Consider the following 10,339-nt stretch of genomic DNA (forward strand, 5'->3'; position numbering starts at 1 on the left):
ATGACTTTGAGCCGCGCCGGCTACGCCCCTACCGCCCCGGTTATCTGGCCGGGTTTGGCGCCGAGCGACACCACCAATCTGTAGCCGAAGGGCTGACCGCGAATGCAGAGGACAAGGACCTTTTGATCCGCAACCGGATCAAGGGACACGTGGGCAAGTCTGGCGTGCATGACGTGCGCTATATCACTGACACGACTGGTGTTCGGTACAGGCGCATCCTGCTGCCCGTCTGGATCCTGCACTACCAGTACAAGGGTGAGGCAATGAAGGTCGTAGTGTGCGGAATGCAGGGACGCACCTATGGCGAGCGTCCGTTTTCATGGGCGAAGCTTACGGGATACGCCGCCGCATTGTCCGCTCTTACAATCGCCTTTGGCCTCGCTTGGGGCGCTGGCGGTCTGCTTTAGACCCCGATCTGATCAGGCGGGTTGTCGAGCAGATCGCGCAACCGTTCGATGGCAGCTTCGAAAGACTGAAGGCTGACGCCTGCATTGATCGCAATTCGCACTGCATGCGGCGTACGCGCATCCCGGCAGGCATAGTCTTCGGCCGCACGGATGCCGACGCCTTGCTGTGACGCCGCTTGCACAAATGCGCCCGCACGCCACCCTTCCGGCAAGCGCAGCCACAGGAATGGCACGTCCTTACGCCAAACGATATCATAGCCCCCCAATACATTCACCGCCCGCTGAACATAGGTGCCAATACCCTTGCGCGCATTTGCCATGAGATCGGGCAGGTCGGGGTGAACCAGCAGGGATGCAAACAGGTCCGTCATCGGTGTCGGCAGGCCAAAGAAGGAGTATTCCGCGGTCCGCCGCAGGACATTCGCCCGCCCCTTCGGCGCGACAGCGATACCAAGCCGCAAGGCTGGCGTGATGGACTTCGAGATCGAGGAAATGTACCAAGTTCGCTCTGGTACAATCATGCGATAGCTGGGCGCCTGTGCCAGCCCCAGCCTGTAACAATCATCTTCAAGGATTTGCAGATCGTGCTTGCGGGCAACTTCGGCAAGCTCCTCGCGCCGGGCCGAAGGCGTGAAACCGCATGTGGGATTGTGCACTTCCGGGGAGGTACAAAAAATCTGAGCGTCATGCGCTTTGGCTGCGGCGTCCAATGCCTCAGGAGTGACCCCATGCGCATCCATTTCGACCGGGATTGTATCTGCGCGCAGCAGCTCCGCCGCCCTCCGAAAGCCCGGATATGCCAGGTCCTCGACCAAGATGGCAGGGCGTCGCCCCCGGAGAAGCGCCTGAAGTACCAACAGAATCGCGTTTTGCCCGCCATTGGCCAAGACGATATCATCGGGTCCAAATGACCCGATTGGCGCCCCAGCAAGCCACGCCGCTGAAGCAGTACGCGCTTGCGCGCTCCCAGCTCGTGTTGGGTAGTGCATCACGCCCGAGGGTGGATCCTGAGCAACTCTCGCCAACAGTTTGCGGATCAGTGTCGCCTGCCCAACGCTCGGCAAATGTGGTGAAAAGAGATTAACGTTCCAGGTCTGCGCCCCTGAATTGTGCCTGACGCTGTCAACCTCAATAGGCACGTCGGAATAAAGTGGCCCCTTTTCATCAGGTTGCGCAACGAATGTGCCGCGCCCCACCTCTGCCTTCAGCGTCCCATCGTCCGTCAGAAGCGTGTATGCACGCGCCACGGTGCCAGGAGTAATGCCAAGGCTCCACGCCAAATCCCGCACTGGCGGCAGCTTGTCCCCCGGTGTCAGATCATGGTCCGAGATGCGTTGGCGGATGACCTGCATGACCGCCTTGTATTTCGGCCCTTGTCCATCCAGCAGATCTGGCGACCAAATTGTACCCATTACAATGTTTCCGTAGCGTTACATGATTTCATATTGTATCACTCAATCATGGCAATATCGCCATATTGTGTCAATACAATTTTAGGAGTTTCCCATGGCACATCACATGCAAACGCCCGCCTCGCACCTGGCTTACCTGACTGCGCAAAATCGCATTCCGGCAACCTCGGTTGTCGCGCTGCGCATTGCGGTGATGCTGTCGAAATGGGCCGAACGTCGCCGCAGCCGTCTGGCTTTGCGCCATTTGGATCCGCACTTGCTGCGCGACGTGGGACTGACACCCGCCGAGGCTGAATATGAAGCTTGGCGCGTGTTCTGGCGGGCGTGACATCCCCGTGGCACCTGCCAGACCTCTTCCTTGCGGCCGGGGTTGACCCGGCCGTTTTTTATTCCTGCAAGTCAACACCTTGGGGTGGAATGGCATAGGTCAAACTGGCGCGCGCCACAGGCTTGTCGTCGCCTTCCGAGAACAACAGGGCATCCGTCACAGACAATTGCTTGCCCAGCTTCAACAACCGGCCATGCGCAATCAAATCGACCCCAGCCTTTGGCTTGCGCATGAAATCTATGGAGCAGTTGGTTGTCACAGCCAGCGCCCGCGGCCCGATATGAGCCAACGTCACCATGTAGGCCGTGACATCCGCCAACCCGAACATGGCCGGGCCGGAAACCGTACCCCCGGGGCGCAAATGCCGGTCCTGTACCAAAAGACGCAAAACAACACCTTCTTCTGTCACCTCTTCGACATGGAACTCACCCGCAACTTCCAGGAACACCTTTTGTAGAAACGCGTTCATCTCGGGCGCAGTCATTACAACAGCCATGCTTTTCCTTCCCTTGTCCCTGCCCTAGGGTGAGCCGCAAAGGTGTTGGAGGGCAAGATGACAATTCTGGAACGTGAGGTCACAGGGGCTGTCGCCCATCTGCGCATGAATGCGCCTGATCGCCTGAATGCGCTCTCTGATGAAATGATTGCCGAACTGCACGGCGCTTTGGATGATGTCGCGAATGACAGTTCTGTACGTGCTGTGGTGCTGTCCGGTGCGGGCAAGGCGTTTTGCGCGGGCCACGATCTCAAACAAATGACGGCAGGGCGCCAGGCAGCCGATGGTGGCACGGCGTATTTCAAAGATCTGTTCGACCGTTGCGCCGCAATGATGGCACGCATACAGTCCCTGCCCCAACCCGTCATTGCTCAAGTGCACGGCATCGCGACCGCGGCAGGATGCCAACTGGTGGCAACCTGCGACCTAGCAGTCGCGGCCCACGGGACACGGTTTGGGGTCAACGGTGTGAATATCGGCCTGTTCTGTTCAACGCCGATGGTGGCGCTGAGCCGGAACATCCCGCGCAAACAGGCCTTTGAGATGCTAACCACTGGCGAGTTTATCGAGGCGGCGCGCGCAGTTGAACTGGGTCTTGTTAACCATGCTGTACCGATGGAAGAGCTGGATACGACGGCCCGAGACCTTGCCAACCGGATCGCTGACAAGCTGGGCAGCGCGGTCAAAATCGGCAAGCAGGCGTTCTACGAGCAACTTCAGATGCCCGTTGCTCAAGCTTATACCTACACCGGTGAGGTCATGGTCACGAACATGATGAATCCGGACACTGTCGAGGGCATTGACGCGTTTATTGAGAAGCGCCCGCCGAACTGGTCTCAATAGCTTCGCAAAAGTGGATAAAATCCGGCACGACTTTTGGTTGTTTCCAAATCGTGGACCGACTATTTCCAAGATACGACTAGCAATTTGGGCACAAATGAGGCACAAATTGGACACGGTTAACAAACCGATGACATTTTTGGGTCGCCGAGTGCGGAAGGTCCCTCCGGGTCAGCCTCTCTCTGACCGACCATCCCCGCAGCGGCGACCCCAAAAGACCCCCTCACAATGAAAAAGTCTCCAGGCCCGCCGACACGTGCGTTGTGTTATACGGCCGGTCCGCAATCACCCGGAGGCGCAACAATTACCGGATCCTCGGGGCCGCATGGTTCTCCGCTGATTGGGTAACGGTCCGGTTCCTCGCACGCCTGCAAGGCGAAGAGTGCTGAAACCACGAAAGCGAGTCTGAGTAGTGTCATAGTCCTGTCCTGTACAATTGTGTTCCCTGCATAGAGGCCGCCAAGCAAGGCCACATTGATCCTTATCAATTGCCAGAGCGGACTGGGCATGGATTGCGCCACCGACGCGCATGCCCTACATCCCGCCCATGACAAAAATCCTTCATATCGTGGGCGGCGGCATGGCCGGGTCCGAAGCTGCCTGGCAGGCGGCGAACATGGGCGTTCAGGTCGTGATCCACGAAATGCGTCCCAAAGTCGGTACGTTCGCGCATCAAACCGGACTTTTGGGCGAAATGGTCTGCTCGAACTCGTTCCGCTCCGATGATAGCGAGCAGAATGCCGTTGGTTTGCTGCACTGGGAAATGCGGGCCGCAAACGGGCTGATCATGCAAACCGCTGACAAACACCGCCTGCCCGCAGGTGGCGCATTGGCTGTCGACCGTGATCCCTTTGCGCAATCGGTGACCGACGCGCTCATGGCGCACCCCAACATCTCTGTCGAATACGGAGAGATCACGGCTCTGCCAGATGATGGTCACTGGATCATTGCCACAGGTCCGTTGACCTCGTCGGCACTGGGTCAGGCGATTTCGAAGGAAACCGGCGCCGAAGCATTGGCGTTTTTCGACGCAATTGCACCGATTGTCTATTTCGACTCCATCGATATGGACCAAGCGTGGATGCAATCGCGCTACGACAAGGGCGAGACCGAGGAAGAGCGCACCGCATACCTCAACTGCCCCATGACAAAGCAGCAGTACGAAGACTTCATCGACGCACTGCTGGCTGCCGACAAAACGGAATTTCACGAAGGCGAGACAGCCGGTTACTTCGACGGCTGTCTGCCCATCGAAGTGATGGCAGAACGCGGTCGCGAAACGCTGCGCCATGGGCCGATGAAACCCGTGGGTCTGACGAACCCGCACCAACCTGAGGTCAAGGCGCATGCCGTCGTGCAACTGCGGCGCGACAACAAACTGGGCACGCTCTACAACATCGTCGGCTTCCAGACCAAGATGAAGTACGGCGCGCAGGCCGATGTTTTCAAACGCATTCCAGGTCTGGAAAATGCACGTTTCGCTCGCCTTGGCGGCATTCACCGCAATACGTTCCTGAATTCGCCGACCTTATTGACCGCTGATATGCGTCTGAAGTCACGGCCCAACGTTCGCTTTGCAGGGCAAATCACCGGGGTCGAAGGATATGTGGAGTCCGCTGCGATGGGCCTACTGGCCGGTCGCGCTGCGGCCATGGAAATCCTTGGCGGCTCATTGGACATGCCCCCAGCCACGACAGCGATGGGTGCCCTGATCACCCACATCACTGGCGGTGCAGAGGCCAAGACGTTCCAGCCCATGAACGTCAATTTTGGCCTGTTCCCTCCGGTCGAAGGGCTGCGCGGCGGCCGGCGTGGGCGCAAAGACCGCTACAAGGCCTACACCGATCGGGCCAAGGCGGATTGGCAGGCCTGGCTGGCCCCGCAAGCTGCTGCTGCCTAGAGACTGGACGGATACGACATCTGACCGTTACTTTGTTGGCATGACTGGATTTTTGGACAAGGCCTATCAGGCACGTGACGCGGCTTCGACCCGCGCACTTTATGATGATTGGGCCGCCAGCTACGAAGCGGAAGTGGCCGAAAACGGATATGCCACACCAGGCCGTTGTGCCGAGGCATTGCAGAAGTATGTGACTGATCTATCGACTCCAATCCTCGACTTCGGTTGTGGGACAGGTCTGTCAGGCTTGGCGCTCAAGCTGGCCGGGTTCGAGGCGATCGACGGTGTTGACCTGTCTGCCGAGATGCTCGAAGGCGCGCGCGCCAAGGGTGTCTATCGGCACCTCGATCAGATTGAGGCCGGCGGCGCGTTGCCGCGAGACGACTATTCCGCCATGGCGGCCATTGGCGTCATCGGTGCAGGGGCGGCGCCAATTGATGTGCTTCACACCCTGATGCGGGCGCTGCCCAAAACCGGCAGGCTGGTGTTTTCTTTCAACGACCACGCGCTCGAAGATCCGGCAAACGAAGCTGGTGTTGCTGCATGGACCGATTGCGGCGCCGGCCGTCTACTGTTCAAGGAACACGGGGATCACCTGCCCGGCATAGATTTGAAGTCCAACGTTTACGTGCTTGAAAAAGCGTGACTTTCGTTACCCGATTTGCGCCTTCACCGACGGGTCCACTACATTTGGGTCACGCTTATTCCGCCATGCTGGCGCATGACATGGCACGGGCAGAAAGTGGTGCTTTCCTGTTGCGGATTGAAGATATCGATCAATCACGCGCGCGGGAAATGTGGGAGGACCAAATCTATGACGACCTGCAATGGCTGGGTGTGACCTGGGATGGGCCTGTGCTGCGCCAATCTCAAAACATGGATGTTTACACAAGTGCTTTGGATACCCTGTGGCGTCAGGGTTTGCTGTATCAATGCGATTGTAACCGGCGGGATATTCTTGACGCCGCGCAGGCGCCGCAAGAAGGCGTGCCCACCCACGGTCCCGATGGGCTACTCTACCCCGGCACCTGCCGTCACATGCATCCGCGCACGGGCCTACGCCCTAAAACCGTAGCCTTGCGACTGGACATGGCGGCAGCTCTTGCCCAAATCGACGCCGAACTCGTCTATTCTGAAACTGGTGAGCATCCTGGACGGATCGAGATCAGAAACCCGACGCAGACCATTGGTGACATCGTTCTGGCGCGCCGGGACATGGGGACGTCGTACCACCTGTCCGTTGTGGTCGATGATGCGGCACAGGGGGTGACCCACATCCTGCGCGGCGCTGATTTGGCGGAAGCAACTGGCATTCATTTGATCTTGCAACACTTGCTGCGCCTGCACACGCCCATCTACCACCATCACCGCCTGATCCGGGACGATGCTGGCAAACGCCTGGCCAAGCGTGACGATGCGCGCGCGATCTCGAAATACCGGGCTGAGGCCGCCACCCCAGACGACATCAGGCGGATGGTCGGCCTGCCGCCCGCCCCGTAGTGCGGGGTTACTCCATCGGAGCCATCAGCTCGACCTCGGACCCGTCCGTCACATCCGTGTAAAAACAGGTCCGCCGCCCGGTGTGGCAGGCCGGTCCTGTTTGCTTCACAAGCGCGATCAGGCAATCGCGGTCGCAATCTACGCGCAGCGACACCAGCTCTTGCACATTGCCGGAGGTTTCGCCTTTAACCCAGAACGCCTGCCGCGAACGGGACCAATACGTGACGCGCCCGGTCTCCAAGGTACGGGAAACGGCTTCGGCATTCATCCATGCCATCATCAACACTTCATGACTGTCCGTGTCCTGCGCAATGGCCGGGATCAAGCCCTGGTCGTTGAATGTCAGGCTGTTGGGATCAAAATCCGACATGGCAAAACCTTTTGCATCTGTGTCCGAGCCGACTATGTAGGGGGAAACGCCATACGACACCAGAGCGGAGGGACCATGCCCGCCGATACCGACCTGATCAAGCTTTATTCCAGCCGCATCCTGGGCCTCGCCGCTGATATTCCGCATCATGCCCGGCTGGCTGACCCTCACGCCACGGTCAAGAAACGCTCGCCCCTTTGCGGATCGACGGTCACAATTGATGTCCAGGTGGAAGACGGGCGCATCAGCGGCTTTGGCCAAGATGTCAAAGCCTGCGCGCTTGGTCAGGCTGCGGCAGCCGTTACCGGTGGTGCTGTCATTGGGCGCACGCTCGACGAAGTTCAAACGGCCCGCGACGCGCTGCGCGCTATGCTGAAATCTGGCGGTCCTGTTCCGGACGCGCCCTTTGATGGATTCGAAGTTCTGGAACCAGCCCGAGACTACAAGAACCGACATGCATCGATACTGCTGAGTATCGAAGCAACGGCGGAAGCGATGGAACAAGCTTTACAGTCCGATTGCGCCTGAGCAGCCGTTGACCAGTCGGCCTCCGACACACCGCAAGGCTACAATATAGATAAAAAAAGCGCCGCACATCCGGGCGGATGGCGGCGCAGGGAAAGCGTCTCTTGCGTGGGACAGATCCAAGCCCCGTGGCAAACGGGGGCGTTCAGGCGGCAGGCAGAGCCGGTGAAACGCGGGACAGCACCTGGGACGGGCGCGGTATGGGATCAAGCAAGATCGCAGGCAGAAACTCAGACCAAAGACGGAAGATGCAGCGCAACAACCAGCATCACCGTCAGGGCAGCAGCGCCCGCAGCATCCTGAAGCAACGTGGCTTCAGCGCGGAAGGCGATATCCTTGATCTGGCGCAACGTGGTCATGTCGGCATCTCCATCTTCGAGTTGCCTCTTTGTTCTCACATTCTTAACGATGCGTAAAGAACTTTTTGAGAACATTTGCGAACTTTTCAGGAAAAACTGCCTAACCCACTGAAATCAAACGGATCGCTTCGTCCTGTCGCATAAGCCACAAGAGAACGCGCGCCGCCTGTCCCCGCGGGGACAAAAGCTCGGGGTCCTCGGTCAGCAATTTACGGGCGTCCGATTGCGCAACGGCCATCAAACCGGTCTGCCGTTCAAGGTCCGCCACCTGAAATCGCGGCACACCGGATTGCGCAGTTCCGATCAGGTCGCCATAGCCCCGCATTTGTAAATCCGTCTCGGCAATACGAAACCCGTCTTCAGTCTCACGCAGCACCTCCAGCCGCTTTTGCCCGGAATCGGACAACGGCGCTTGGTACAGGAGCAGGCAGGTTGAGGCGGCATCCCCACGCCCCACGCGCCCACGCAACTGGTGCAACTGCGCAAGCCCAAAGGTTTCTGCCCGTTCGATCACCATGATCGTCGCGTTTGGGACGTTCACACCCACCTCAATCACGGTTGTCGCGACCAACACACCTGTCTCGCCTGCTTGGAACCGGGCCATGGCAGCGTCTTTCTCGGCGGGTGGCATCTGGCCATGGACCAAGCCAACGCGTCCCTCACCCAGCGCGGCGCGCAAACGCTTGAACCGCTCTTCGGCTGCCGTCAGGTCGACCGCCTCGCTCTCTTCAACCAGTGGGCAGACCCAGTAGCATTGCCGCCCCTCTTCCATCGCGGCCTGCAAACGGGCCACCACCTCATCCATCCGGCCGGTGCTGACCATGGCGGTTTTGATCGGTTTGCGACCGGGCGGCTTTTCATCCAGAACAGACACGTCCATGTCGCCATACTGCGCCAAGGCCAGAGACCTCGGGATCGGCGTGGCGGTCATCACCAGCACATCAGCCGCTCCCCCCTTTTTGCCAAGGGCCAGCCGTTGCCGCACGCCGAAGCGGTGCTGTTCGTCAACGATCGCCAATCGCAGATCAGAGAAGACAACATCGTCCTGAAAAACAGCATGTGTGCCCACCAATATCTGAATGTCGCCACGGGCCAGCGCCGATAACTTCGCGCGGCGTTCAGCGCCCTTGTCCCGCCCGGTCAGCAACTCCAGAACAACGCCAGCGTCTTCGGCCAAGGGCTGCAAGCCTTCCAGATGCTGACGCGCCAGGATTTCTGTGGGCGCCATCATCACGCCCTGCCCGCCCGCTTCAACCGCAATTAGCAAAGCCATGAACGCGACCAAGGTTTTGCCCGCCCCCACATCGCCCTGCAAAAGGCGGTTCATGCGCGTGGGTGCCGCCATGTCCTGGGCAATCTCGGCGATGGCGCGTTCCTGAGCGCCAGTCGGTGCGTACGGCAGTGCCGCGCGAACACGAGCTTGCAACCGTTCGGTGCCGCGAGTTTCAATCCCGACCTCCTGACGTTCAGAGGTACGTGCCAGGGCCAGTGTCAGCTGATGCGCCATCAACTCGTCATAGGCCAGCCGCGTACCCGCAACAGAATCCGGAGACAGGTCACCCTGCCCCTCTGGCAAATGCACTGTCTTCAGCGCCCTTGCAAAATCAGGCCATTTCTGCTGCGCCAATTGCCCTGGATCAATCCATTCAACCAAGTCCGGCACGCGGGCCAAGGCGGACCGGGTGGCCTTGAACATGGTCTTTTGGGTCACGCCCGCCGTCAGAGGGTAGACCGGTTCAAATGGCGGGATATCCCCGGCGTCTTCCACGGGCAGAATATGGTCGGGGTGCACCATGTTCGCGATGCCGTCGAACAATTCGACCTTGCCAGAGACAACGCGGGTGCTGCCAGTGGGCAGCACCTTGTTCAGATAGTCGCTGCGCCCGTGAAAAAAGACGAGCTGAAAGCTGGTCTGCGCATCCTCCACATGAATGCGATAAGCCCCGCCCCGATTGCGAGCGGGATGATGGGCGCCGACCGTGACCTTAACGGTCAAGGTCGTGGGCAGTGCGGCCCCTTCCACGGTGTCCCGCAAGGCACGATCGACGCCCGTATGCGGTAAGGTAAACAGAAGGTCACGCGGTGCAGCGATGCCCATGTGACCCAGGTTTTGCGCCGTCTTGGGTCCAACACCGTCAAGCGTTTCAAGGTCCGCAAAGAGCGGAAACAGGATTTCAGGGCGGCTCATAGCGCGCCGATCAG

The 10,339-nt window shown here is 59.3% G+C and carries 11 protein-coding genes and 1 pseudogene; 7 read left to right on the forward strand and 5 right to left on the reverse strand.

The features are described 5' to 3' along the window. A pseudogene (locus AC6RA8_RS17800) lies at positions 1-407 on the forward strand (hypothetical protein); the annotation flags it as partial. Here the strand turns inward: AC6RA8_RS17800 and AC6RA8_RS17805 are convergent. Then, entirely contained in the window at positions 404-1,819 is a 1,416-nt protein-coding gene (locus AC6RA8_RS17805) for an aminotransferase-like domain-containing protein (RefSeq protein ID WP_500354495.1), read from the reverse strand. The pseudogene AC6RA8_RS17800 and the gene AC6RA8_RS17805 overlap by 4 nt on opposite strands. Before the next feature lie 94 nt (positions 1,820-1,913). Between AC6RA8_RS17805 and AC6RA8_RS17810 the strand changes: the two genes are divergently transcribed. After that, entirely contained in the window at positions 1,914-2,147 is a 234-nt protein-coding gene (locus AC6RA8_RS17810; RefSeq protein ID WP_500354497.1) for a DUF1127 domain-containing protein, read from the forward strand. Positions 2,148-2,205: 58 nt separating this feature from the next. Here the strand turns inward: AC6RA8_RS17810 and AC6RA8_RS17815 are convergent, their stop codons facing one another. Next, on the reverse strand, positions 2,206-2,643 hold the full coding sequence (locus AC6RA8_RS17815) for a PaaI family thioesterase (RefSeq protein WP_500354498.1): 438 nt from the start codon (positions 2,641-2,643) through the stop codon (positions 2,206-2,208). Between the two features lie 57 nt (positions 2,644-2,700). On the opposite strand from AC6RA8_RS17815, the gene AC6RA8_RS17820 reads away from it, so the two are divergent. The 4 genes from AC6RA8_RS17820 (at position 2,701) to gluQRS (ending at position 6,883) form a co-directional block, all read left to right on the forward strand. Beyond that, on the forward strand, positions 2,701-3,486 hold the full coding sequence (locus AC6RA8_RS17820) for an enoyl-CoA hydratase (protein WP_500354500.1): 786 nt from the start codon (positions 2,701-2,703) through the stop codon (positions 3,484-3,486). Positions 3,487-4,030: 544 nt separating this feature from the next. After that, positions 4,031-5,383: a methylenetetrahydrofolate--tRNA-(uracil(54)-C(5))-methyltransferase (FADH(2)-oxidizing) TrmFO gene (gene trmFO / locus AC6RA8_RS17825; protein WP_500354502.1), complete on the forward strand. Its 1,353-nt coding sequence runs from the start codon at positions 4,031-4,033 to the stop codon at positions 5,381-5,383. Positions 5,384-5,423: 40 nt separating this feature from the next. Continuing rightward, complete coding sequence (locus tag AC6RA8_RS17830; RefSeq protein WP_500354503.1) at positions 5,424-6,029, forward strand: class I SAM-dependent DNA methyltransferase; 606 nt, start codon at positions 5,424-5,426, stop codon at positions 6,027-6,029. Further along, positions 6,026-6,883, forward strand: coding sequence for a tRNA glutamyl-Q(34) synthetase GluQRS (gluQRS, locus tag AC6RA8_RS17835; RefSeq protein ID WP_500354504.1), 858 nt, complete (start codon positions 6,026-6,028; stop codon positions 6,881-6,883). Before AC6RA8_RS17830 ends, gluQRS begins: the two co-directional genes overlap by 4 nt. 7 nt (positions 6,884-6,890) lie before the next feature. Here the strand turns inward: gluQRS and hisI are convergent, their stop codons facing one another. Continuing rightward, the gene (gene hisI / locus AC6RA8_RS17840) at positions 6,891-7,253 is read right to left on the reverse strand and encodes a phosphoribosyl-AMP cyclohydrolase (RefSeq protein ID WP_500354506.1); all 363 of its coding nucleotides are present in this window, start codon (positions 7,251-7,253) and stop codon (positions 6,891-6,893) included. 75 nt (positions 7,254-7,328) lie between these two features. Here hisI and AC6RA8_RS17845 point away from each other — a divergent pair, with 75 nt between their 5' ends. Beyond that, positions 7,329-7,781, forward strand: a complete 453-nt coding sequence (locus tag AC6RA8_RS17845; RefSeq protein WP_189370535.1) for an iron-sulfur cluster assembly scaffold protein — start codon at positions 7,329-7,331, stop codon at positions 7,779-7,781. A 227-nt stretch (positions 7,782-8,008) separates the two neighbouring features. Here the strand turns inward: AC6RA8_RS17845 and AC6RA8_RS17850 are convergent, their stop codons facing one another. Both AC6RA8_RS17850 and recG read right to left on the reverse strand, forming a co-directional pair. Beyond that, positions 8,009-8,137, reverse strand: coding sequence for a hypothetical protein (locus AC6RA8_RS17850; protein ID WP_500354508.1), 129 nt, complete (start codon positions 8,135-8,137; stop codon positions 8,009-8,011). 100 nt (positions 8,138-8,237) lie between these two features. Continuing rightward, positions 8,238-10,325 (reverse strand): ATP-dependent DNA helicase RecG, encoded by a 2,088-nt coding sequence (gene recG, locus AC6RA8_RS17855; protein WP_500354510.1) that lies wholly within the window; start codon positions 10,323-10,325, stop codon positions 8,238-8,240. Between the last annotated feature and the right edge of the window lie 14 nt (positions 10,326-10,339).

Source organism: Tateyamaria sp., from assembly GCF_059783535.1.